The 23488-nt window shown below is 74.2% G+C and carries 22 protein-coding genes and 1 other RNA gene; 13 read left to right on the top strand and 10 right to left on the bottom strand.

The window, feature by feature from the left end; all coding sequences use genetic code 11:
* Nucleotides 1-4: 4 nt before the first annotated feature.
* Nucleotides 5-646 (bottom strand): response regulator, encoded by a 642-nt coding sequence (locus tag ACZ7N4_RS02070; RefSeq protein WP_471352756.1) that lies wholly within the window; start codon nt 644-646, stop codon nt 5-7.
* 104 nt (nt 647-750) lie between these two features.
* Here ACZ7N4_RS02070 and ACZ7N4_RS02065 point away from each other — a divergent pair, with 104 nt between their 5' ends.
* Both ACZ7N4_RS02065 and ACZ7N4_RS02060 read left to right on the top strand, forming a co-directional pair.
* Entirely contained in the window at nt 751-1368 is a 618-nt protein-coding gene (locus ACZ7N4_RS02065) for a TOPRIM nucleotidyl transferase/hydrolase domain-containing protein (protein ID WP_471352754.1), read from the top strand.
* A gap of 318 nt (nt 1369-1686) precedes the next feature.
* Complete coding sequence (locus ACZ7N4_RS02060; RefSeq protein ID WP_471352752.1) at nt 1687-3240, top strand: alpha-L-arabinofuranosidase B; 1554 nt, start codon at nt 1687-1689, stop codon at nt 3238-3240.
* Here the strand turns inward: ACZ7N4_RS02060 and ACZ7N4_RS02055 are convergent.
* Nucleotides 3218-4483: a sensor histidine kinase gene (locus tag ACZ7N4_RS02055; protein ID WP_471352750.1), complete on the bottom strand. Its 1266-nt coding sequence runs from the start codon at nt 4481-4483 to the stop codon at nt 3218-3220. The genes ACZ7N4_RS02060 and ACZ7N4_RS02055 overlap by 23 nt on opposite strands.
* A 296-nt stretch (nt 4484-4779) precedes the next feature.
* On the opposite strand from ACZ7N4_RS02055, the gene ACZ7N4_RS02050 reads away from it, so the two are divergent.
* Genes ACZ7N4_RS02050 through ACZ7N4_RS02040 form a run of 3 tightly spaced genes read left to right on the top strand, consistent with a single transcriptional unit; the run spans nt 4780 to nt 7688 of the window.
* Nucleotides 4780-5637, top strand: a complete 858-nt coding sequence (locus tag ACZ7N4_RS02050) for a MaoC/PaaZ C-terminal domain-containing protein (RefSeq protein ID WP_471352748.1) — start codon at nt 4780-4782, stop codon at nt 5635-5637.
* Nucleotides 5638-5660: 23 nt separating this feature from the next.
* The gene (locus ACZ7N4_RS02045) at nt 5661-6737 is read left to right on the top strand and encodes a Zn-dependent alcohol dehydrogenase (protein ID WP_471352745.1); all 1077 of its coding nucleotides are present in this window, start codon (nt 5661-5663) and stop codon (nt 6735-6737) included.
* A 12-nt stretch (nt 6738-6749) separates the two neighbouring features.
* Nucleotides 6750-7688, top strand: coding sequence for a 3-oxoacyl-ACP reductase (locus tag ACZ7N4_RS02040; protein ID WP_471352743.1), 939 nt, complete (start codon nt 6750-6752; stop codon nt 7686-7688).
* A 334-nt stretch (nt 7689-8022) separates the two neighbouring features.
* Here the strand turns inward: ACZ7N4_RS02040 and ACZ7N4_RS02035 are convergent, their stop codons facing one another.
* Nucleotides 8023-9231: a hypothetical protein gene (locus ACZ7N4_RS02035; protein ID WP_471352741.1), complete on the bottom strand. Its 1209-nt coding sequence runs from the start codon at nt 9229-9231 to the stop codon at nt 8023-8025.
* A 187-nt stretch (nt 9232-9418) separates the two neighbouring features.
* On the opposite strand from ACZ7N4_RS02035, the gene ACZ7N4_RS02030 reads away from it, so the two are divergent.
* From ACZ7N4_RS02030 to ACZ7N4_RS02020, 3 genes are all read left to right on the top strand, one after another.
* Nucleotides 9419-10255, top strand: coding sequence for a Nif3-like dinuclear metal center hexameric protein (locus ACZ7N4_RS02030; protein WP_471352739.1), 837 nt, complete (start codon nt 9419-9421; stop codon nt 10253-10255).
* A 74-nt stretch (nt 10256-10329) separates the two neighbouring features.
* Complete coding sequence (locus ACZ7N4_RS02025) at nt 10330-11013, top strand: zinc ribbon domain-containing protein (RefSeq protein ID WP_471353143.1); 684 nt, start codon at nt 10330-10332, stop codon at nt 11011-11013.
* 20 nt (nt 11014-11033) lie between these two features.
* Nucleotides 11034-12347, top strand: a complete 1314-nt coding sequence (locus ACZ7N4_RS02020; RefSeq protein ID WP_471352737.1) for a bifunctional RNase H/acid phosphatase — start codon at nt 11034-11036, stop codon at nt 12345-12347.
* Here the strand turns inward: ACZ7N4_RS02020 and eda are convergent.
* Both eda and yaaA read right to left on the bottom strand, forming a co-directional pair.
* On the bottom strand, nt 12319-12999 hold the full coding sequence (gene eda, locus ACZ7N4_RS02015) for a bifunctional 4-hydroxy-2-oxoglutarate aldolase/2-dehydro-3-deoxy-phosphogluconate aldolase (RefSeq protein WP_471352735.1): 681 nt from the start codon (nt 12997-12999) through the stop codon (nt 12319-12321). The genes ACZ7N4_RS02020 and eda overlap by 29 nt on opposite strands.
* Before the next feature lie 63 nt (nt 13000-13062).
* Nucleotides 13063-13845 (bottom strand): peroxide stress protein YaaA, encoded by a 783-nt coding sequence (gene yaaA, locus ACZ7N4_RS02010; RefSeq protein ID WP_471353141.1) that lies wholly within the window; start codon nt 13843-13845, stop codon nt 13063-13065.
* Between the two features lie 74 nt (nt 13846-13919).
* Here yaaA and ACZ7N4_RS02005 point away from each other — a divergent pair, with 74 nt between their 5' ends.
* Nucleotides 13920-15353, top strand: a complete 1434-nt coding sequence (locus ACZ7N4_RS02005; protein ID WP_471352733.1) for an RNB domain-containing ribonuclease — start codon at nt 13920-13922, stop codon at nt 15351-15353.
* 193 nt (nt 15354-15546) lie between these two features.
* On the opposite strand, the gene ACZ7N4_RS02000 is transcribed toward ACZ7N4_RS02005, so the two are convergent.
* Together ACZ7N4_RS02000 and ACZ7N4_RS01995 are read right to left on the bottom strand one after the other, a co-directional pair.
* Nucleotides 15547-16113: a hypothetical protein gene (locus tag ACZ7N4_RS02000; protein ID WP_471352731.1), complete on the bottom strand. Its 567-nt coding sequence runs from the start codon at nt 16111-16113 to the stop codon at nt 15547-15549.
* The gene (locus tag ACZ7N4_RS01995) at nt 16110-16856 is read right to left on the bottom strand and encodes a MerR family transcriptional regulator (RefSeq protein ID WP_471352729.1); all 747 of its coding nucleotides are present in this window, start codon (nt 16854-16856) and stop codon (nt 16110-16112) included. Before ACZ7N4_RS01995 ends, ACZ7N4_RS02000 begins: the two co-directional genes overlap by 4 nt.
* Nucleotides 16857-17112: 256 nt before the next feature.
* Here ACZ7N4_RS01995 and rnpB point away from each other — a divergent pair.
* An RNA gene (gene rnpB / locus ACZ7N4_RS01990) (RNase P RNA component class A) lies at nt 17113-17526 on the top strand.
* A gap of 55 nt (nt 17527-17581) precedes the next feature.
* Here the strand turns inward: rnpB and ACZ7N4_RS01985 are convergent.
* From ACZ7N4_RS01985 to ACZ7N4_RS01975, 3 genes are all read right to left on the bottom strand, one after another.
* Nucleotides 17582-18115, bottom strand: a complete 534-nt coding sequence (locus ACZ7N4_RS01985; RefSeq protein WP_471352727.1) for an NUDIX domain-containing protein — start codon at nt 18113-18115, stop codon at nt 17582-17584.
* Nucleotides 18116-18258: 143 nt separating this feature from the next.
* Complete coding sequence (locus tag ACZ7N4_RS01980; RefSeq protein WP_471352725.1) at nt 18259-20601, bottom strand: TOMM precursor leader peptide-binding protein; 2343 nt, start codon at nt 20599-20601, stop codon at nt 18259-18261.
* Nucleotides 20598-20798, bottom strand: coding sequence for a hypothetical protein (locus tag ACZ7N4_RS01975; RefSeq protein ID WP_471352723.1), 201 nt, complete (start codon nt 20796-20798; stop codon nt 20598-20600). Before ACZ7N4_RS01975 ends, ACZ7N4_RS01980 begins: the two co-directional genes overlap by 4 nt.
* Before the next feature lie 325 nt (nt 20799-21123).
* On the opposite strand from ACZ7N4_RS01975, the gene ACZ7N4_RS01970 reads away from it, so the two are divergent.
* The 3 genes from ACZ7N4_RS01970 to ACZ7N4_RS01960 are packed head-to-tail and all read left to right on the top strand — an operon-like array spanning nt 21124 to nt 23422.
* The gene (locus tag ACZ7N4_RS01970) at nt 21124-21816 is read left to right on the top strand and encodes a tryptophan 2,3-dioxygenase family protein (RefSeq protein WP_471352721.1); all 693 of its coding nucleotides are present in this window, start codon (nt 21124-21126) and stop codon (nt 21814-21816) included.
* A complete protein-coding gene (locus ACZ7N4_RS01965) occupies nt 21813-22715 on the top strand; it encodes an alpha/beta hydrolase (RefSeq protein WP_471352719.1) in 903 nt (300 codons plus the stop codon). Before ACZ7N4_RS01970 ends, ACZ7N4_RS01965 begins: the two co-directional genes overlap by 4 nt.
* A gap of 5 nt (nt 22716-22720) precedes the next feature.
* Nucleotides 22721-23422 (top strand): 4'-phosphopantetheinyl transferase family protein, encoded by a 702-nt coding sequence (locus tag ACZ7N4_RS01960; RefSeq protein WP_471352717.1) that lies wholly within the window; start codon nt 22721-22723, stop codon nt 23420-23422.
* The last annotated feature ends 66 nt before the right edge of the window (nt 23423-23488 follow it).

Raw genomic sequence — 23488 nt, 5'->3', positions numbered from 1 at the left:
CCGCTCACAGCCAGCCCTGCTGCCGGGCCTCCCGCACCGCCTCGGCCCGGTTGCGGGTGCCGGTCTTGCCGATCGCGGAGGAGAGGTAGTTGCGGACGGTCGACTCGGACAGGTGCAGCCTGCCGGCGATGTCCGCGACGGTCGCCCCGTCCACCGAGGCCTGCAGCACCTCGCACTCGCGGGCCGTCAGCGGACTGGGCCCGGCGCTGAGCGCGGCGGCGGCCAGCGCCGGATCGACCACGGTCTCCCCGGTGAGCACCCGCCGGATCGCCGCGGCCAGCTCCTCCACCGGCCCGTCCTTGACGAGGAAGCCGGCCGCTCCGGCCTCCATGGCGCGGCGCAGATAGCCGGGGCGGCCGAAGGTGGTGAGGATCAGCACCCGGCAGTCGGGCGCCTGGTCCCGCAGCTCGGCCGCCGCGTCGAGGCCGCTCATGCCCGGCAGTTCGATGTCCAGCAGGGCCACGTCCGGGCGGTGGGCGAGCACGGCGTCCACGATGCCGCTGCCCTCGCCCAGCTGGGCCACGACCTGGATGTCCCCCTCCATGCCGAGCAGCAGGGCGAGAGCGCCGCGCATCATGCCCTGGTCCTCGGCGAGCAGCACCCGGATGCACTTCGCGGGCCGGCGGTCCCGGGGCATCTCGTTCATGGGGCCAGCGTACGGCGGGGCCGCGGGAGCGGGCCTCCTCAGGCGCTGGGCGCCATGCGGTAATTGCCTACCGTTGGGGCCGGGAAGAGCGGAGACTCGGTCCCATGGCCGACATGGGGGCGTTCCGGGAGGCGGTCACCGCGTGGGCGGCCGGTGGCTCCGGCGAGCCCGCGCGGGAGCTGGCGGGGCGGCTGTCCGTCCGCGCGGCCGTGCTGCTCGAAGGGCTGAGCGACGCGGCGGCGGTGGACGCGCTCGCCGCGAGCCGGGACCGGGACCTGGCGGCCGAAGGGGTCTGTGTGCTGCCGATGGGCGGGGCGATGAACGTCGGTCGCTTCGCGGGCCTCCTGGGACCGTCCGGGCTGGGGCTGCGCCTCACGGGGCTGTGCGACGAGCGGGAGCGCGGCTACTACGCCCGAGGCTGGGAGCGGGCCGGTGCGGCACCGCACGGGTTCTTCGTCTGTGCGGCGGACCTGGAGGACGAGCTGATCCGCGCGCTCGGCGTGCCCCGGGTGCGGGAGCTGGTCCGGGCGGAGGGGGAACTGCGGGCCCTGCGCACCTTTCTGCGCCAGCCCGCGCAGCAGGGCCGCGGCGCGGAGCAGCAGGTGCGGCGCTTCCTCGGCACGAGGAAGGGGCGGAAGATCCGCTACGGCCGCGTCCTCGTCGAGGCGCTCGACCCCGACCGCGTCCCCGCTCCGCTCGACGGCCTGATGGGCTGCCTGTAAAGACTCGGCATGGTCCGACGCGGCGGGGGTTGACGGCACTCGGCGAGGCCCAAACAATCGCCCCTGCGTTTCTCGCAATTCCCGTCTCATTCCGCAGGTGAATGAGTTCGGTATGTCGGCCGAACGATGTTCGGGATATCGGACAACGCCTGCCCGTGGCGACAGGCCCACCCACGACGACACGCCCCACGACGACACGCCCCACGACGACACGCCCCACGACGACACGCCCCACGACGACACGCCCCACGACGACACGCCGGTCCGACGACACGCCCCGCTCCCCGACGACGAACCTCGCCCCACGACGAACCCGAGGTGCCCACCGTGCTGTTGAGAACCCCCCGCGCACTCCTGTCCCTCCTCGCCGTCTGCGTCACCCTCGCCGCGCTGTTCCTCGGCGCCGGCGCACCCCCGGCAGCCGCCGCGGGCTCGCTGCCCTGTGACCTCTACGCCGCCGCCGGCACGCCCTGTGTCGCCGCGCACAGCCTGGCCCGGGCGCTGTACACGTCGTACAACGGGCCGCTGTACCAGGTGCAGCGCGCCAAGGACGGGGCGAGGACGAACATCGGTCCGCTGTCCGCCGGCGGGTACGCCAACGCCGCCGCGCAGGACTCCTTCTGCTCCGGCACGACCTGCGTCGTCACCGAGATCTACGACCAGTCACCGCGCCACAACGACCTCACGATCGAGGGCGCCGGCGGGGCCGGGGCGGCCGATGTGGGGGCGCCCGCGGACGCCCTGCCGGTGACCGCCGGCGGCCACCAGGTCTACGGCCTGGAGATCTCCGCCGGCATGGGCTACCGGGACAACTCCACCTCGGGCGTGGCCGTGAACGGGCAGGCCGAGGGAATGTACATGGTGACCTCGGGCACGCACGTCAACAACCGCTGCTGCTTCGACTACGGCAACGCCGAGACCAACAACATGGACACCGGCAACGGTCACATGGACGCCATCAACTTCGGCACCGAGTGCTGGTTCTCACCCTGCTACGGACAGGGGCCGTGGGTCCAGGCCGACCTGGAGAACGGGCTGTTCCAGTCCGACGCCGGCTACAGCAGGAACACCGCCGATACCGGGACCGGGCCGCTTCCTTTCGTCACCGCGCTGCTCAAGAACAACGGCCGGAACCATTTCGCGCTGAAATACGCGAACGCCCGGTCGGGCGGGCTGACGACCACCTATTCCGGGGGTGAGCCCACCGCGGGCGGTTACTCGCCGATGCACCAGGAGGGCGCGATCGTCCTCGGTACCGGCGGCGACAACAGCAACGGTTCCATCGGCTCCTTCTTCGAGGGCGTGATGACCGCCGGCATCCCCACCGACGCCGCCGACGACGCCGTCCAGGCCAACATCGTCTCCGTCGGCTACGGCGGCCCGACCGGCAGCACCGGCACGCTCGGCCCCGGCTCGGAGATCTCCCTGCGCGCCACGACGTCCTGCTGCACCGGCGACTACGTCCGCCACCAGAACGACGCGGCCGTCATCTCCACGGTGACGTCGAGCAGTTCGTCCCTGGACAAGAACGACGCCACCTGGATCGTCCGGCGCGGGCTCGCCGACGGCTCCTGCGTCTCCTTCGAGTCCCGGAGCTACCCCGGCGACTTCCTGCGCCACTACGACTACCGGGTCCGCCGGCAGCCCATGGACGGCACCGCGCAGTTCCGGGCCGACGCCACCTTCTGCCCGCAGACCGGCAGGAACGGCACCGGCGCCTCGTTCGCGTCGTACAACTACCCGACGAGGTACCTGCGTCACTACGACCACACCCTCTACATGGCGAGCGACGGCGGAAGCAACGCCTTCGACAGCGCCGCCTCCTGGACGGACGACGTCAGCTGGGCGGTCACAGCGCCCTGGGCGCCGTAGCCGCCGACGGCACCGGCCCGTCACCGCCGGCCGGGAGGTCGGCAGTGACGGTGAAGCCGCCGCGCGGCGCCGGGCCGGCGGTCAGGGAGCCGCCCGCCGCCGCGAGGCGCTCGGCCAGCCCCTTCAGCCCGGTACCGCCCACGCCCCCGCCGGTGAAGGCGCCCGTGCCGGTACCCGTGCCCGTGCCGTCGTCCGAGACCGTCAGCCGGACCCGCTCGGCGGCCCCCGTCACGGTGATCTCGCAGCGGCTCGCGCGGCTGTGCCGGACGACGTTGGTGACCGCCTCGCGCACCACCCAGCCGAGCAGCGCCTCGGTCTGCGGGTCGAGCGGTGCCCCGGACTGGCGGACCACCACCCGCACGCTCGCCGCGTTCAGCGCCGACCGGGCCCGGGTCAGCTCGGTGGCCAGGCTGCCCTCCCGGTAGCCGGTCACCGCCTCCCGGATCTCGGTGAGCGCCTGCCGCCCCACCGACTCGATGTCCGAGATCTGTGCCAGCGCCGCGTCCATGTCGCGGGGAGCCAGCCGGCGGGCCGCCTCCGACTTCACCACGACCACCGACAGCGTGTGCCCGAGCAGATCGTGCAGATCCCGGGAGAACCGCAGCCGCTCCTGCTCCACCGCGCGCCGGGCCAGCTCCTCGCGGGCGGCCCGCAGCTCCCGTACCGCCTCGGACAGACTGAGGATCGCGGCGGTCACCATGGCGGAGATGAAGGTGCCGTAGCCGATGCTGGACGCGTCCTCCCAGCCGTCCTGGACGGCGGCGACGGCACCGGCGTACACCGCGAGAACGATGCCGGTGCGGCCCAGCCACGGTCCGCGCAGGACGGCGCCGGCGGCCAGGCCGAGCAGCGGGAAGAACATCAGCCAGCTGCCGCCGTAGCCGAGGGCCAGGCCCGTGGTCAGCAGGCCCATCAGGCCCAGCGCCACCCGGGTGGACGCCGCCTCCCGCTTGGCCCGGTCGAAGGCGCGGAAGGAGACGTAGACGTAGAGCGAGTTGAAGGCCAGCAGGCCCAGGCCGCCGATCCACGGGTTCGGGGTCCGGCCCTGGAGCAGGTTGGAGAAGGAGCCCATGCCCATCAGCAGCCAGGGCAGCAGGGCGAAGCCGGTGGGCGGTGGGCCCGGATCGTGCACGGTGGTGCCGCTCCGCCGGGCCGCCTTGGCACGCCGCATCTCCGCCCGCCACTCCAGCCGTTCCGCCTGCAAGGCCGCCAGTCGGCAGCGCGGTCTCCGCCACCACGTCATCTCGGTGTCCCCCGTTCGAAGCCTTCGTCTCTCCCCGCCCGGTCGCGGCGGGGCAGCACAGCGTACGGATCGAACGGTACGGAACGGGGCCCGGCCCCGGCAGAGACGCATGTGGGGAGTCCCGCAGTACATTCGTCCCGAACTGACAGAGTGTCAGGAGTCTTCACAACTGTGGAGCGCTCGGCTATACAGAGGGCGCCGGACTGGAACGCGTTCTAGGTCCGCTCGTGGACGACCTCGGTGCGGCCGACGGTGCGGACGTCCGCACCGAGGTCTTGAGACCCGTCAGGAGCCCCATGCCCATCGACGCAGCCCAGGCACTCGCCGCCGAGCCCCGGTCGGGAGAGATCTCCTGGACGCGCAAGGACGTCCTGCTCTACCACCTCGGCATCGGCGCGGGCGTCCCCGCCACCGACCCCGACGAACTGCGCTACACCCTGGAGTCCCGGCTGCACGTCCTGCCGAGCTTCGCCACCGTCGCGGGCGCCGGCTCGCCCGGGGTGATCAGCGGACTGTCCATGCCGGGCGTCGACGTCGATCTCGCCAAGGTCCTGCACGGCGGCCAGACACTCACCCTGCACCGCCCCCTCCCGGCCGAGGGCACCGCCACCGCGACCCACCGCGTCGCCGCCGTGTACGACAAGGGCAAGGCCGCCATCCTCGTCCTGCGCACGGACGTCACCGACGCCGACGGCCCGTTGTGGACCGACGACGCGCAGATCTTCGTACGGGGAGAGGGCGGCTGGGGCGGCGACCGGGGGCCGTCCGCCCGTCCGGAACCGCCCGCCGGGGAGCCGGACCGGGTCGTCGAGCGGCGCCTGCGCGAGGACCAGGCGCTGCTCTACCGCCTGTCCGGCGACTGGAACCCCCTGCACGCCGACCCCGAGTTCGCCAAGCCCGCCGGCTTTGAACGCCCCATCCTGCACGGCCTGTGCACCTACGGGGTCACGCTCAAGGCGGTCGTGGACACCCTGCTCGGCGGCGATGTGAGCCGGGTGCGGTCGTACACCACGCGGTTCGCCGGGGTCGTGTACCCGGGGGAGACCCTGCGGATCCGCATGTGGGGCTTCGAAGGCTCCGTGCGGATCGCCGTGAGCGCCGTCGAACGCGACGACGCGCCCGTCCTCGCCGACACCGTCGTCCAGCATTCCTGAGAGACCGCGAGGGGAGCCGCACCATGCGCGCAGCCGTACTGCACGAGATCGGCCAGGAGAAGCTGGAGGTCCTCGACGACGTCGAGGCGGTGGGCTCCGGTCCCGGCAAGGTCAGGGTCCGGGTGCGCGCCACCGGGCTGTGCCACTCCGACCTGTCCGCGATGAACGGGGTGCTGCCCCAGCCGGCTCCCTTCGTGCCCGGGCACGAGGGCGCCGGGGAGATCCTGGAGGTGGGGGACGGTGTACGGCACCTGAAGCCGGGGGACCGGGTCGTGCTGTGCTGGCTGCCGGCCTGCGGCGCCTGTCCGTCGTGCCGGCGCGGGCAGACCCGGCTCTGCCTGGCCGGGTTCATGAACGCGGGCACCCCCAACTTCCGGCGCCCCGGCGGCGACCTGTTCGGCTTCGCGGGCACCGGGACCTTCGCCGAGGAGGTCGTCGTCGACGCCGGCTGCGCCGTGCCGATCCCCGAGGACGTGCCCTTCGACATCGCCGCCCTGATCGGCTGCGGAGTGACCACCGGACTCGGTGCCGCGCTCAACACCGCCGACGTGGCGGCCGGTTCGTCGGTCGCCGTCATCGGGTGCGGGGGCGTGGGCATCTCCGCCGTACAGGGGGCGCGGCTGAAGGGCGCCGCCGAGATCGTCGCCGTCGACCCGGTCGCCTCCCGGCGCGAGTCCGCCCTGAAGTTCGGTGCGACCAGGGCCGTCTCACCGGAGGAGCTGGCCGACGCCAGGCAGCGGGTCACCGGCGGCGAGGGATTCGACTACGTCTTCGAGGTCGTCGGCAGGTCCGCCACCGCCCGCACCGCCTACGAGAACACCCGGCGCGGCGGCACCCTCGTCGTGGTCGGCGCCGGCGCCATGGACGACTTCCTCCGGCTCAACATGTTCGAGCTGTTCTTCGACGAGAAGCGCATCCTGCCGTCCCTGTACGGCGGCGGCGACGTGCTGCGCTCCTACGCGCGCACGATCGCCCTGTGGCGGGCGGGCCGCGTCGACCTGGCGGGCCTGATCACCCACCGGGTGCCGCTCGCGGAGATCAACGAGGCACTGGACCAGATGCGCACCGGGACCGCCCTGCGCACCTGCATCGAGATCTGAGGAAGCCGGCCGATGTCACTGCCACTCGAGGGACTCTCCGCGATCGTCACCGGAGCCGGGCGCGGCCTGGGCCGGGCCGAGGCGCTGGAACTCGCCCGGCTCGGCGCGGCCGTCGTCGTCAACGACTACGGGCGACCCGGCCGGGACGGCTCGGGCGCGGCGTCGGCGGGCCCCGCCGAGCAGGTCGTCGAGGAGATCCGTGGGGCCGGCGGCACCGCCGTACCGCACACCGGGGACGTCGCGGACTTCCGGCAGGCCGGCGAGCTGGTCGGGCTGGCGGCCCGGGAGTTCGGCAAGCTGGACATCCTCGTCAACAACGCCGGCATCCTGCGTGACCGCATGGTCTTCTCCATGACGGAGGACGAGTGGGACTCCGTGATCCGCGTCCACCTCAAAGGTCACTTCAACACCACCCGCTTCGCCGCCGCGCACTGGCGGGAGCGGTCCAAGGCGGCCGGGGCGGCGGTGTACGGGCGGATCGTGAACACCTCCTCGGAGGCCTTCGTGGCCGGTTCCGCGGGCCAGCCCAACTACGCGGCGGCGAAGGGCGGGATCGTCGGCCTGACCACCTCCACCGCCCTCGCCCTCGCCAAGTACGGCGTCACGGCCAACGTCATCTGCCCGCGCGCCCGGACCCGGATGACCGAGGACGTCTTCGCGGGCCTGCGGAAACCCGACGGGGGACGGGACCCGCTGGACCCGGCGCACGTCGCCCCGCTCGTCGGCTACCTGGCCTCGCCGGCCGCCGCCGGGATCAACGGCCAACTGCTCGTCGTCCACGGCGGCATGGTGGCCGTACTCGAACGGCCGCGTGTGGCGGCCAAGTTCGACAGCAAGCAGGAGACCTTCAGCCACGAGGAACTCGACGCGCTGCTCACCCCGCACTACGCCGGCCGGCCGGCGGGGGAGACGTTCGCGGCGGCGGAGGTGCTGGGGCTCAGGCGGGGCTGAGGCACGGCCGGGTACGGCAAGGCGGAGGTACGGCAAAGGGGGCGTCCGCCGCGCGAACGCCCCCTCTTCTTCACTACCGTCAGGCAGCCGCCTCGGCCGTCTCCTTGACCGGCTTACGGTGCCGGCCGTGCGGAGTCGACTCACTCTCCTGGGCCGCTACCGGGCCCCGGTGCCGGCCGTGGCCGGCGGTCTCGTAAGAGTCGGCAGACAGCTGCTCAGTGGTGCTGGTGTCGCTCATCGGACGTATTCACCCCGTCAACATGATCTTTCGTACAGCCGGGCGAGTGTAACCGGCACACCACGGTGCGAATCCAGGCGCACACGCCAACCGCCACTAGTTCGTTACAAGCCGTGCCAGAGGCGCCTGTTGCAACGGCACGGGACGGGCCACGACCGGCACCGGAGCATCCGCTTCCGCGACCGTCGGACGCGCGTCGGCCGCCGCTTCCCGGCCCGCCCCCGGAGGATCCGCTTCCGTGGCCGCCGTCACAACCGCTGTCATTCCCGCGGTCTCGTCCCCCACGTCCACGTCCGCCACATCCGACACCCCGCACGGCGTCGTCCGGGTCGCGTACGGCAGCCGCAGTACCGCGTCCCGGGTCCACACCCCGGCCCCCGCGAGCCAGCCCTCGGGCGCCGCGAGATGGCGGACCCGGCGTTCGGCCGGCCGCCAGGTCCCCACCCAGCTGCCGAGCGCGCCCTCGATCCTGAGGCCCACCGCGCAGTTCTCCGGCATCAGCGCCTGCCCGGGCTGGATCGCGAACGGGGTCACCGCGCACTCCGGCACCCGCAGGCACTCCGGGAACCGCACCGGCAGGGTGCTGCCGAGCACCCCCCAGCCCAGCCGCGCCTCCCCCGGGGAAGGCGCGTCGGAGGAGATCAGCAGCAGGCCGCTGTCCGGGTCGGCGAGCAGCAGCCGGTCGTCGCTGCCGTCCGCGATCTGCAGCAGCGGCGAGACCTCTCCGCGCTCCAGGTCCACCACGACCGTCTTGGTGCGCCCGCCGAGCTCCCGGTCGAGCGCCAGCATCCGCCCGGCACCGTCCAGCCAGACCCCGCCCGAGCAGCGCCCCGGCACCTCGGCGAGCCGCTCGGGCCCGAACGCCCCGCCCGCCACCAGCCACACCACACCGGAGCGGGGCCCGGCCGCGAGCGCGTACGCCCGTACGCCCCCCGGCGCCGGCGGCAGCAGGGTGAGCCGGGTGCCGGGCTCCGGGGACTCCACCGCCCCCAGCGGCAGCTCCCCGGTGCCGGGGCCGGTCGGGTACAGCAGCGAGAAGGCGTGACGTCCGGCCGCCGGCCGGTGGATCAGCACCCGCCCGTCGCCCATCGGCTGCACCTCGGTGCCGGGCTCCTCCGGCTGGTTGCCGGGCAGCGGTACGGCGTACGGCTCCGGGCCGTCCAGGGTCCAGCGCTCCGGGAACCAGGAGTCGCCCTCGCGCGCGAGCCGGGCGGCGTACGCGCCGTCCGCCGTGATCACACAACGCGCCTCCGGCACGCCGCCGGCTCCCTCCGTGGACGGAGCTTCGATCGCACAGGCCGTCATCGCTTCGTCACCTCCGGCGACGAAGCTAGTTTTCGCACGCACAGGCGGGGGACCGGCCCTCCCCGGCTTCACACGTACGGGTGGTGCAGAAGCGATTCACCTGAGGAAACCGGGGCGTGTGTGCTGACCGGGGACAGACCGGACGCATGCGGTACAGCCCCGCCGAACAGCCAGGTAGCCTTGGGCCGTGCCCCGTCTGTCTGAAGTCATCGCCGCGCTGGAGAACCTGTGGCCCGCCGAGCGGGCCGAGTCCTGGGACGCGGTCGGCACGGTGGTGGGCGACCCCGACCAGGAGGTCACCCGGGTGCTGTTCGCCGTCGACCCCGTGCGGGAGACCGTCGACGAGGCGGTGAAGCTCGGTGCCGACCTGCTGGTCACCCACCACCCGCTCTATCTGCGCGGCACGACCACCGTGGCGGCCACGCACTTCAAGGGCCGGGTCGTGCACTCGCTGATCAAGAACGACATCGCGCTGCACGTCGCCCACACCAACGCCGACACCGCCGACCCGGGTGTCTCCGACGCCCTCGCCGGAGCCCTCGACCTGAGGGTCGTACGCCCCCTCGTGCCGGACCCCTCCGACCCGCACGGCCGCCGGGGCCTCGGCCGCGTCTGCGCACTCGACCACCCGCTCACCGTCCGCGAGCTGGCCGCCCGGGCGGCCGAGCGGCTGCCCGCCACCGCGCAGGGCATCCGGGTGGCCGGCGACCCCGAGGCCGTCGTCCGCACGGTCGCCGTCAGCGGCGGCTCCGGCGACAGCCTCTTCGAGCACGTCCGTGCCGCCGGCGTCGACGCCTTCCTCACCGCCGACCTGCGCCACCACCCCACGTCCGAGGCGGTGGCCCAAAGCCCCCTCGCGCTGCTCGACGCGGCGCACTGGGCCACCGAGTGGCCCTGGTGCGAGCTGGCCGCGGGCCAGCTCGACGAGATCTCCGACCGCCACGGCTGGGACCTCCGCGTCCACGTCTCCAAGACGGTCACCGACCCCTGGACCGCCCACGCGGCGTCCACCACCTCTAGCTAAACAGGAGCCCCCAACTGAACGCCGCGCCCGCCGACCAGATCCGACTCCTCGACGTCCAGGACCTCGACGTCCGCCTGCAGCAGCTCGCGCACAAGCGCAGGTCCCTGCCGGAGCACGCCGAGATCGAGTCGCTGACGAAGGACCTCACGCAGCTGCGCGACCTGCTCGTGGCCGCGCAGACCGAGGAGAGCGACTGCGCCCGCGAGCAGACCAAGGCCGAGCAGGACGTCGACCAGGTGCGCCAGCGCGCCGCCCGCGACCAGCGGCGCCTGGACTCCGGCGCGGTCACCTCGCCGAAGGACCTGTCCAACCTCCAGCACGAGATCGCCTCCCTCGCCAAGCGGCAGGGTGACCTGGAGGACGTCGTCCTGGAGGTCATGGAGCGCCGCGAGGCCGCGCAGGAGCGGGTGAGCGAGCTGACCGAGCGGGTCGGCTCCGTCCAGGCGAAGATCGACGACGCGACCGGCCGGCGGGACGCGGCGTTCGAGCAGATCGACACCGAGGTCGCCTCGGTCACCAAGGAGCGCGAGGTCGTGGCGGCCTCCGTCCCCGCGGAGCTGCTGAAGCTCTACGACAAGCTGCGCTCGCAGCAGGGCGGGATCGGCGCGGCCAAGCTGTACGCCCGCACCTGCCAGGGCTGCCGGCAGGAGCTGGCCATCACCGAGCTGAACGAGATCCGCGCCGCGGCGCCGGACACGGTGGTCCGCTGCGAGAACTGCCGCCGCATCCTGGTGCGCACGGCCGAGTCGGGCCTGTAGGGGCGTCGGGGGCGCTGGGCGTGCGGGAGTTCATCGTCGAGGCCGACGGCGGGTCGCGGGGCAACCCCGGGCCCGCGGGCTACGGGGCCGTGGTCCGTGACGCGGCGACGGGGGAGACGCTGGCGGAGACGGCCGGGTACATCGGCGTCGCCACGAACAACGTCGCCGAGTACCGCGGCCTCGTGGCCGGCCTGCGCGCCGCCCACGCCCTCGACGCCGGCGCGACGGTGCACGTCCGCATGGACTCCAAACTCGTCATCGAGCAGATGTCGGGCCGCTGGAAGATCAAGCACCCCTCGATGAAGCCCCTGGCCACCGAGGCCCGCACCGTCTTCCCCCCGGACCGGGTCGCCTACGAGTGGATCCCGCGGGAGCGGAACAAGCACGCCGACCGCCTGGCCAACGAGGCGATGGACGCCGGCGCGCAGGGCCGGCAGTGGTCCCCGTCCGAGTCCAGGGCGGCCCTGGACACCCCGCCCGCCGCCCCCGCGCCGTCGGGCCCGCCCGGGGACGCGGCGGCGGGCGCGGCGAAGGCCCGCGCGGCGCTGGCGGAGGGCCGGACCGCCGGTCAGGAGAAGCCGGTGGCGGCTCCGGCCGAGGAGGACGTCGAAGCGGAGGCGGTACGCGCGACGGAGGCCGCCGCCGCGGCACCTCCCGCCGGGCGGCACCTGCCCAGCAGCCCCGGCTGGAGCGCCGCCCCCGACCTCGGCGCCCCCGCCACCCTCGTCCTCCTGCGGCACGGCGAGACCCCGCTCACCCCGCAGAAGCGCTTCTCCGGCAGCGGCGGCAGCGACCCCGCCCTCTCCGCCGCCGGCCGCGAACAGGCGCACCGCGTCGCCGAGGCGCTCGCCAGGCGCGGCACGATCCAGGCGGTCGTGGCCTCCCCCCTCGCCCGCACCCGCGAGACCGCGGAGATCGTCGCCGCCCGTCTGGGTCTGGACGTGACCGTCGAAGGCGGCCTGCGGGAGACGGACTTCGGCGCCTGGGAGGGCCTGACCTTCGGCGAGGTCCGGGAGCGCCACCCGGACGACCTGAACGCCTGGCTCGCCGACCCCGAGGCCCGCCCCACCGGCGGCGGCGAGAGCTTCGCCGAGACGGCCACCCGGATCGCCGCCACGCGGGACGAGCTGGTCGCCGCGTACGCGGGCCGCACGGTCCTGCTGGTCACGCACGTCACCCCGATCAAGACCCTCGTCCGCCTCGCCCTGGGCGCCCCGCCCGAGTCGTTGTTCCGGATGGAGCTCTCGGCCGCCTCCCTGTCGGCGGTGGCGTACTACGCGGACGGCAACGCGAGCGTCCGGCTCTTCAACGACACGTCCCACCTGCGTCCCTGAGCCGGCCGGCGGCCCCGAGCCCGGCCGCCGCCCGCGCCAGCTCCTCGATCCGGTCCCAGTCCCGGGCGGCCACCGCCTCCGCCGGGACCATCCAACTGCCGCCGACGCAGCCGACGTTGGGCAGGGACAGGTACTCCGGCGCGGTCTGCGGCCCGATCCCGCCGGTCGGACAGAACCGGGCCTGCGGCAACGGCCCGGCGAGCGACCGCAGATAGGCCGTGCCGCCCGCCGCCTGCGCCGGGAAGAACTTCATCTCCCGCACCCCCCGCTCCAGCAGCGCGACCACCTCCGAGGCGGTCGACACCCCGGGCAGGAACGGCACCCCGGACCCGCGCATCGCCGCCAGCAGCGCCTCCGTCCACCCGGGACTGACCAGGAACCGCGCCCCGGCCGCCGTACACGCCTCCACCTGCTCCGGGGTGACCACCGTGCCCGCGCCGACCACAGCCCGAGGCACCTCGCGGGCGACGGCACGCACCGCCTCCAGGGCCGCCGGGGTCCTGAGCGTCACCTCGATCGCGGGCAGCCCGCCCGCCACCAGCGCCCGGGCGAGCGGTACGGCGTCGGCGGCGTCGGCCAGCACGACCACGGGCAGGACGGGGGCGAGGTCCAGCACGGAGGCAGCCGGAAGGGAGGGCAGCGGCGAGGTCATGCCCTCATCGTGCCCAGCGGCGGCATTACACGCAATGGTCGTTGCATATATTGCAACGCGCGCTCAGTGGATCTCGTCCACCAGCACATCCAGCGCCCACGCCTTGCCCGCCTTCCCGGGCGCCTCCGCCTCCACGGCGTACCCCAGCCCGCGCAGCGCCTCCACCAGCCCGGCGGGATCCGCCGGCGCGGCCCCGGCGGTCAGCAGGGCGCGGACGATGCGGCCCTTGGTCGCCTTGTTGAAGTGGCTGACGACCTTCCGGGTCGGCGCGTGCAGCACCCGTACCGTCGCCGTCCGCCCGGCCACCTCGCCCTTCGGCCGCCACGCCGCCGCGTACGCCGAGGACCGCAGGTCCAGCACCAGCCCCTCCCCGGCCGCCTCCGGCAGCACCTCGGCCATCGGCGCCCGCCAGTGTCCGGCCAGCGCGCCGAGCCCCGGCAGCTTCACGCCCATCGAACACCGGTAGGAGGGGATCGGGTCCGTCACCCGTACGGCGCCCCACAGCCCGGAGAACACCAGCAGCGAGTCCGCCGCGCGCCGGCGGGCGGCCGCGTCCAGCGTGGCCAGGCCCAGGGCGTCGTAGAGCACACCGGTGTAGATCTCCCCGGCGGGGCGGGTGCCGGCCGTGCGCAGCCCCGCGTTCTTCACGACCTCGCCGCGCAGCCCCTCGCTCAGCCCGAGCACCTCGCGCGCCTTCTCCCCGTCGGCCGCGCACAGCTCCACCAGCTCGCCGAGCACGGCCTCCCGCGCGGCCGTCAGCCCCGGCAGGGACAGCGACGCGAGCTCCAGCGGGGCGCCCTCGCCCGGGTTCGCCTTGCCTTCCGACGGCGGCAGCAGGACCAGCAACACGCACTCCTCACGTAGACCTCCGCGCCAGGGTACGGCGTGCCGCCCGCCCGCCCCCGGCCTACGCTCGCTGTATGCCCCGCCGCAGGATCCGCGTCACCGGCGCCCCCGAGGCCCCGCTCCGGGCCGCGCTCACCGCGCTCCGCGCCGAGCTGGGCGTCCCGGAGGACTTCCCGCCGGAGGTCCGGCAGGCGGCCGACGAGGCGGCCAGGGACCCCGCCCTGCCGCCGGCCGACGCGACCGACATCCCCTTCTTCACCCTCGACCCGCCCGGCTCCGAGGACCTGGACCAGGCCGTCCACCTCTCCCGGCGGGGCTCCGGCTACCGCGTCCGGTACGCCATCGCCGACGTCGCCGCCTTCGTCGCACCCGGCGGCCCGCTGGACGCGGAGGCGCACCGGCGGGTGACCACCCTGTACTTCCCCGACGAGCGGATCCCCCTCTACCCGGCCGTGCTCAGCGAGGGCGCGGCCAGTCTGCTGCCCGGCCAGACCCGGCCGGCCGTGCTGTGGACGGCCGACCTGGACGAGGCGGGCCGCACCCGCGCCGTGGACGTGCGCCGGGCCCTGGTCCGCAGCCGGGCCCGGCTCGACTACGCGGGCGTGCAGCGCGACATCGACGCCGGGACGGCCGAGGAGCCGGTGGCGCTGCTCAAGGAGGTGGGGGAGGCGCGGGAGCGGCTGGAGGCCGAGCGCGGCGGCATCTCCCTGCACGTGCCCGAGCAGGAGATCGTCGCTTACGACCACGCCTACGCGCTGCGCTACCGGGCCCCGCTGCCCGCCGACGGCTGGAACGCGCAGCTCTCCCTGCTCACCGGCATGGCCGCCGCCGATCTGATGCTCACCCACGGCACCGGCATCCTGCGCACCCTCCCGGCCGCCCCCGACGGGGCGGTGGCCCGGCTGCGCCGTACCGCGATCGCCCTCCACATCGACTGGCCGCACCACCTGTCGTACGCGGCCCTCGTGCGCCACCTGGACCCGTACGACCCGCACCACGCGGCCTTCCTCCAGGAGTGCACCACGCTGCTGCGCGGCGCCGGGTACACCGTCTTCCACGGCGGCGGGCTGCCCGCGCACACCCTGCACGCGGCCGTCGCCGCGCCCTACGCCCACTGCACCGCCCCGCTGCGCCGACTGGCCGACCGCCACGCCTCGGAGCTGTGCCTCGCCGCCGCGGCCGGGCAGGACCCGCCCGACTGGGTGCTCGCCGCGCTGGACGCGCTGCCCGCGCGGATGGCCGAGGGCTCCCGGCGCGCGGGCACGGCCGAGCGGGAGTGCGTCGACCTCGTGGAGGCGGCCCTGCTCAAGGACCGGGTGGGGGACGTCTTCGACGGCTGTGTGGTCGACGTCGACGAGCACGAGCCGACCGTGGGCACCGTCCAGGTGCTCACCCCGGCGGTCATCGGCCGCGTCGAGGGCGACCGCCTGCCGCTCGGCGAACGCCTCCGCGTCCGCCTCGCCCGGGCCGACCCGGGCACGGCGAAGATCCTGTTCACCGTGGTGTGAGGGCCTGGATCCACCGGGGTGCGACGGTCCGGATCCGTCGGCCGTGAGGGTCCGGATCCGTCGGGCGTGAGGGTCCGGATCCGCCGGCCGTGCGGATCCGATTCACCGGGCGTGCGGATCCGGATTCACCGGACGTGAGAGTCCGGATTCACCGGGCGTGCGGATCCGGATCCACCGGGCGTGGGGCCTCGCCTCACCGGGGCGTGAGGGCCTGGACGAGGGCGCCGGGGTCGTCGGCGTACAGCCGCACCGTGCCGACCCGCCGGCGGCGGCCGAGGAGACTCGTGTGGACCACGGGCTCGGACAGTTCCAGCGTCACCGTGGTCTGGGAACCGACGGGGAGGTCCAGGGTGTCCCCCTCCGGCTGGTGCGTGGTCCGGGTCTCCCGGCGTACGGCGGCGATCCCGGCCAGCGGGATCCGCAGGTCCACGTGGGCGCCGTACCGCACGCGCAGCACGTCCGGTGTCAGCACGTGCGGGCGGACCACGGAGGCCGCGTGCAGGCCGACGACGAACAGCACGGTGTACACGTCCAGCACCAGCATCACGTCGTGCGCCAGGGGCATGTCGCGCAGCATCACGGCCACGCCCACCGCCTCCACCACACACACGAAGGCCAGCCCCAGCATCGTCGCACCCTGCCCGCGCGCATACCCGAACGCCCGCCCGCCGGCGGTGCCGTGGGTCCGCCGGGCCAGCCACAGCGCCAGCCCGGCGAACAGCCGCATCTCGTGCCGGGCCAACCGGTACACCATCGTCATTTCCCCTCCCCGGAAAGGATCTTCAGCGTACGACGGATCACCTCGGCCTGGGCGGGGGCGAAATCGGCGTAGAAAGCACGCAAAAACGCGCTGTCATCGACGGCATGACGACCCGTCACCACACCGTCGGGCACACAGTCGGCCAGCGCCCGTGCCGCCCGCTCCACGCGCGGGTCGTCGGGGGAGGCGTCCGCCAGCGCGTCCAGCAGCGCGTACGCCCGCCGGGCACGCGCCACCGCGTCCGGGTCGTCCAGGGCGCCACGCAGCACGGAGAACAGCCGCTCCCGCTCCTCCGGAGGCGCCCCCGCGTCGACCAGGGCCAGGATCTCCCGGTCCTTGGCGGCCATGGGGGAGTCACCGGCGGGCAGCGCGTCGAGCAGGCCGGCCAACCGGGGGGACACGGGCCCCTCGGCGGGCAGCTCCCCGGCCTCCAGCAGCGCCCGCAGCCGCTGACGCCGCTCCCCGATCTCCTCCTCCTGCCGGGCCAGGTCCGCGTCCAGCTCGGTCAGCACCTCGGTGAGGTCCTTGCCGGCGTCGTCCGCGAGCACGTCCCGGACCTCGCCGAGACCCAGGCCCAGCTCGGTCAGCCGCCGGACCCGGGCGAGAACGACGGCGTGACGCAGCGTGTACCGGCGGTACCCGTTGGACAGCCGCTCGGCTTCGGGCAGCAGGCCCAGATGGTGGTAGTGCCGCACGGTCCGCGTCGTGACGCCGACGGCGGCGGCGAGTTCTCCGATCCGCATGGGATCAGTACAGACGTTGACGTTACGGCGGGGTCAAGGGCGGGGCGGGGCGGGCGCCGGGTCGGGGGCGGGCTGCGGCTTGCCGGGCCGGGGGCGGGACGCGGGTCGTCGGACCCGGGCCATGAAGGCGTCCGGGCGGACCAGGAGGCCCTTGAGGCGGGTGGCCACGGCAGGCGATCGGCCGGCGGCCAGGGCGGGAGGGCGGCCGGCGGTCCACGGCGCGGCGGTCGACCGGTACCATGGTCGGCACGGCAGACGAGCCGGGCGGACGGCCGCGTGGAGTTCCCCCAGGGGGCTTCCCGAGGAACGTCCGGGCTCCACAGGGCAGGGTGGTGGCTAACGGCCACCCGGGGTGACCCGCGGGACAGTGCCACAGAAAGCAGACCGCCGGGGATTTCGGTCCTCGGTAAGGGTGAAACGGTGGTGTAAGAGACCACCAGTGCCCAGGGTGACCTGGGCAGCTAGGTAAACCCCACCCGGAGCAAGGTCAAGAAGGGGCCGCCTTTCGGAAGAGGGGCGTCTCTGCGCGGACGATCGAGGGCTGCCCGCCCGAGTCCGCGGGTAGACCGCACGAGGCCGGCGGCAACGCCGGTCCTAGATGGATGGCCGTCGCCCCGGCGTCCGCGAGGACACCGGGGAACAGAACCCGGCGTACAGCCCGACTCGTCTGCCGCCCGGGCTACCGGGCGGCGAGACGCAGGCCAGGTGCCGGGGGATGCGCACCCTCATGTGAGGGGCGCGCCGTCGCGGAGGTACAGCGGCCGTCCCGCGTCCACTGCCTCCAGAGCGTGCTCGAACCGGTGCCGGACACGGTCCCGAAGGCGGGTGGCGGCTTCGGCGGTGGTGACGAAGGCGGCTTCGGACAGCTCGTCGTCCCGCGGCCGTAGCCGGTCCGCCTGGTCCTCGTCCAGGGTGCCGCCGTCGAAGACGAACGCGAGCTGATCGTCCCAGGGGCCGTGCGGGGCCACCCAGTCCACCACCAGCAGCCCGCGCAGGGTGACGCGTACGCCGAGCTCCTCCATCAGCTCACGGCGTACCGTCTCCTCCGGCGGCTCGTTGGCCTCCGCCATCCCGCCGGGCAGATCCCATCCCGGTTTGTAGGTGGGGTTCACCAGGAGCACACGGCCGGACGGGTCCCGCAGCAGCACATCGGCCGCCACGCGCTTGCGGGCCTGCTTGGCGTTGCCTTCCGCGAGGTAGGCGTTCCAGGCGGCCGTGTCTGCGGGATCGGGTGTCGGCCGCGAGTCGTCGTCACGCATGCGGGGCAGTGTGCCCGGGCCGGGGTGTGCGCACCAGCGAGGCGGCCTGCCCGGCCGGCGCGGGCGCCGATGTGAGCGCCGTGGCGCCGGGTGTGGCGGTCCACCCGTCCGCCCCCGTCCGCCGCCCGCGGCCGGTGTCGGCCTCACACGAACAACGGCACCGGATTCAGCTCCTCGTACGCCGTCGGTTCCGTGAGGCGGCCCAGGGTCACCGGTACGTCGAACAGGCGGCCCGGGGCGAAGCGGGACCAGAAGTGGCGCAGGCCCGGGATGATCACCTTCACCACCGGCAGGTCCAGGTCGGGGCGGCGCTGGTCGAGGACCAGGAGTTCCAGGCCCTTGGCGCGGACCAGGTCGGTGACGGCCTGGACGTCGTCCAGGAGGTCGGGGCGGTGCGGGGTGTGCCAGTGGGCGGGGGTGCGTGGCGCCTGGCGGGGGTCCGGGGTCAGGTAGGGCTGGTCGGTCACCGTGGCGTGCTGCCACCAGTGGCGTGGTTCGGGGTCGTGGATGCGGTAGCCGGAGCCGTCGGGGCGTGCGTCGCAGACCGCGGGGAGGAGCTGGCCCATCTCGGTGAGGGCGCGGCGCAGGGCGATCCGCGGGTCGAAGTGGGCGCCGAAGCCGAAGATGACGTCCTCGGCCGGTTTGTCGCGGCGGCGGGAGAGCGCCGCCATGACCGGGATGCCGAAGTCCGAGGTGAGGTCGAGGACCCACAGGTCCCGGTGGACGCCGTGGTAGCCGTCGCGCAGCCGGTCCACGTACGGCTCGTCGAAGGCGTCCAGGTCGACCGCGGGCTGGCGGGTGCGGTTGTACCACCACAGGGCGACCGCGTCCCGCTCGACCAGTTCGAGGAACCCTTGCAGGAGGGCGTCCTCGGGGCTGCTGCCGGCGGCGTTTCCGTTGGAGTCGGCCCACAGGCCGTCGTCGTGCTCCGGTCCCGTGCCGGCGCCCGTGAAGTAGAGCAGGGAGGTGGGCAGCAGGCGCCGGGTCCGGTGGGTCAGGGACCAGACGGGGGTCCAGTCGGTGGGCCGGTTCTCGTCGAAGGGGGTGCTCACGTGCTGGAAACGGGAGTGTGCCGCGTTCCAGCGCTCCCGTTCGGCGAACTGGCGCCGCGCGTACAGCTGGCAGTCGTTCGGGTGCACGGCCACCGGGCCGAGGTCGCGGTAGGAGGCCCGTACCACCGGTTCGTCGCCGTGCCGGGTCCCGCTGTAGCGCTCGACCGCCTCGCACAGGGCGCTGGTGCGGGCCTCCGTCTCGGTCAGGCCCTTGCCGCCGCTGAGCGCGCGCAGTCCGGAGCGCAGCCCGGCGAGCGTCGCGGACCCCATCGCGAGGTTGTGTCCGGAGACGTAGGAGGTCACGAAGTCGGGGCAGCCGCCCGCCGGTCTGATCTCCTTGACGACGCCGGTCACCGGGTCCACCAGATGGCCGTAGCGGCTGAGCATCTGCCGGGCCGTCAGCGCCCGGTGGCCGCTGCCGTCGGTGACCGCCTTGGTGCGTGAGACGGGCCGGAACGGGGCGTGCACCTGCCGGGCGACCAGGCCGGGGTCCCCGCACGCGGGGCACTGCGGACGCCGGCTCACCGGGTGTGAGGCGGTGCGCAGCCGGACCGTGTCCAGCGTGCGGATGTGGCTCTGCTCCGGATCGCGCATCCCGGCCAGCCACTTGGCCGCCTCCAGGACGGCGATGCCGGCGGCCAGGGTGCGCCCGGTGGCCAGGGACGCGACGGGGCGGGGGAGCGGTCCGTCGAGCCCCAGGGCCCGTTGCACCGGCACCTCGGACCGGCGGTGCCCGCGCAGCCGTACGGAAAGACAGTGCCAGCAGGGGCTCTCGGCGTCCGCGGGCCGGAACACGGGGCCGACCCAGGGGTCCGCGCCGCACAGCGCGGCCAGCAGCCAGGGACGCCCGGAGGCGCGGTGCGCGGCGTCCACGGCGGCGAGTTGCGGTGCCAGGTAGTCGTCGCACAGGACGAGGGACAGGTCGGCGTGGCCTCCGGGCGGGGCGAGGGTGATCCCCTCGGCGCGGCAGGCTTCGATCACGGTGGCCGGGGACACCCCGGGCAGCGCCTCGATCGCGACGGTGGCGCCCGCGAGGGCGATCGCGGCACGGCCGCCGTCCAGGCCGATCAGGTCCCAGTAGGCCTCGGCCGCCGGGTCCGTGTGCGGCTGCCCGGGAGCGCTCCAGCGCAGCAGGCCCGCGCCGTCCAGGGCGCGCAGCGCCGCCTGGGCGTCCTCGTCGCCGAGGACCGGGGCGGCCTCGCTGAGTACGGCGCTCGGGCTGCGCGAGCCGTCGAGGAGAGGTACGAGCACCTCGGCCTGGGGGCCGTGCAGTGCGGTCACGCCGCGGCGTGACACCAGGTAGGTGGCGTCGTCCGGCAGGACCGTGGGGCGCAGATGGCCCTTGAAGCCGACCAGGACGCCGTCCCCCGCGTCGGGCCGGGGAAACCGGTCCGTCAGCCCTGAGCGCTCCGTCCGTCCATCGGAAGGTGTCATGCGTCGAGCCGCCCCGCTCTCCGCGCGGCGGCCGGCACCAGGGCCTCGGCCTGGATGCAGAACGTGGAGAGCGCGACCGTGTGGTCCGCCACCGCGTCGAGGTCCTCGATCACGAGGGCGGCCCGGGCGGGGCGGGAGGAGACGGTGCCGTCGGCCCCGACGGCCTTCAGCTGGATCCCGGAGGAAAACATGTTCATGACAGTGATGTCCCTGGTGGTAGGTCGTACCCGGCGGTGAGAGGCGTTCTGTCGTTCCTGGTTGTGCCCTGCGGTGTTCCTGGGAAGATTCTGCGAAGTCCGCGCAACTGCGCCCAGTGCCGGTGTCATCACTGCGAGATGAAGAATTCATGCGGCTCGGACGCCGGGCGGTCTCAGGTGGTCCTTTAAGGCTCCGCTTGATCACGGTGATCGAGGGGCGGACCCGTGGTTACGCTCGCGGGACCACCCCACCCGCCCTGTCCGCGTCCCCTCCCCGGGCTCCGTACACGAGGACGCGCGAGGACACGCGAGGAAGAAGGCCCCCGTGAATGCCGTGACCACAGCCCCGCCCTACGGTCAGGTGCTCCGGCTCGACGAGCTGTTGAGCGCCGCCCGCGTCCACGACGACGACGTGGACCACGTCCTCTTCATGGCCACGCACCAGTCCTGCGAGATCCTCTTCGCCGTCGTCACCCGCCACCTGGAGGAGGTGCGCGCGGCGCTCGACGCGGGCGACGCGGACCTGGCCGTACGCCGGGCCGCCCCGCTGCCCCGGATCATGTCCGTGCTGACGGGGCACTTCGACGTGCTGGCCACCCTCACCCCGGCCGCGTTCCAGGACATCAGGACCGCCCTCGGCGACGCCAGCGGGTTCCAGTCCGCGCAGTGGCGTGAGATCGAGTTCCTCTGCGGCCTGCGCGACACCCGCTACCTGACCACGGCCGGGTTCACCGAGCAGGACCGGGCCCGGCTGCTCGCCCGGCTGGAGGAGCGCTCGGTCGCGGCGGCCTACCGGGAGTTCGCCGACACCTGCGCGGACCGCGCCGCCGTCGAGCGGGTGCGCCTCGCCCTCCTGGAGTTCGACGAGGCCACCGCCGTCTGGCGGGCCCGGCACGGCGCGCTCGCCGAGCGCTACCTCGGCACCGCCGCCGGCACCGCCGGGTCCGAAGGCGCCGCCTACCTGTGGCGCGCCGCCCTGCGCAGGGCCCTGCCCGAGGTCTGGACACCCCTGTCGTGACCACCGCCGACGCGACCTCCGGTGCCGCGGCCTCCGATACCGCGACCCCCGCCCCCGGCACCGCCCGTACGGACCTGGGCCGAACGGACCTGGACCGCGCCTACTCGCCCAGCTCGCGCGTCACCGACCTCGACGTCCACCTCACCCGGTACGCCACCGACAGCGCCCGGGCCCGCGCCGGGCTGACCGTCCACCTGGACCTGCCCTGCGGTCCCCGGCCCGAGCAGCGGCTCGACCTGTTCCCGGCCGCCGACCCGGGCGCCCCCCTCTTCGTCTTCGTGCACGGCGGCTACTGGCAGGAGCTGAGCAAGTCCGAAGCCGCCTTCGCCGCCCGGGACTTCGTGGCCGCCGGCATCTCCTTCGCCGCCCTCGGCTACGGCCTCGCGCCGCGCCACCGCATGCGCGACATCACCGCCTCCGTCAGCGACGCGCTGTACAGCGTCGCCACCGGACGCGCCCGGCTTCCCGTCCGGCCCCGCGCCGTTCACCTCGGCGGCCACTCCGCCGGAGCCCACCTCGTCGCGAGCGCGCTGCTCGACGCCGCCGACCGGCAGGCACCCGGCACGTTCGCCTCCGCGACGCTGCTCAGCGGCGTCTACGACCTGGAACCCCTGCGCCACACCTACGTCAACGACGCCCTCGGCATGGACGCCGCCGAAGCCCGCGACTGCAGCCCGCAGCTCCGCGTGCCCGCCTGCCTGCCCCCACTCGTCGTCGCCCTCGCCGAGAACGACACCGACGCGTTCGCCGCACAGCACCACCGCTTCGTGGCGGCGGCCCGCGCGGGCGGCACCGAGGTGACCGGTCTCGTCGTCCCCGGACGCCACCACTTCGACCTCCCCTTCGACCTCGCCGATCCGGACACGCCGCTGGGTGCCGCGGTGCTGCGGATCCGGTGATCCCGGTGATCCCGGTGATCCCGGTGCGCCGGTCGCTGGTCAAGGAGCTGCTGCCGCCGTACGCCGTCGGGGCCGAGACCCGCGCCGACGCCCCGGACGAGGTCCTGCTCCCCGAGGAGCGGGCCGCGGTCGCCGGGGTGAGCGAGGGGCGGCGCCGCGAGTTCGCCACGGTCCGCGGCTGCGCCCGGCGCGCCCTGACCGCGCTCGGGCACGCCCCCGTGCCGCTGGTCCCGGACCCGCGGGGCGTACCGCGCTGGCCGGCCGGGGTCGTGGGCAGCATGACGCACTGCCGGGGGTACCGGGCCGCCGTGGTGGCGTGGCGACGCGACGTGGATGCCCTGGGCGTGGATGCCGAGCCCTCGCTCCCGCTGCGCGAGGGCGTGCTGCACACCGTCTCGCTGCCCGAGGAACGTGAGCGGATCGCCTCGTTGCGGGCGGAGCATCCGCACGTCGCCTGCTGGGACCGGCTGCTGTTCTGCGCCAAGGAAGCCGTGTTCAAGGCGTGGTTCCCGCGGACCCGGCGCGAACTGGGCTTCCGGGACGTGGTGATCACATTCGACGGGGCCGGACGGACGTTCCGCGCCGCCGTGCTCACCGGCGAAGGGCCCGGTGAAGGCCCCGACCAAGGCCATGACTTCGACGGTCGCTGGGTCGCCCGGGACGGGCTCCTCGTCGCGGTCGCCTTCGCCGGCGCGACTGACCGGTGAGTTTCGGCGGGGGCTTAAGGGCGTGGTGAGGGCGGCACCGCGGTTTCTACGCTGGCGTCCCCCTCA

The organism is Streptomyces sp. NPDC107654 (genome assembly GCF_055639035.1).
The sequence above is the reverse complement of the archived record's forward strand: the minus strand, read 5'-3'. Positions and strand labels throughout refer to the sequence as shown.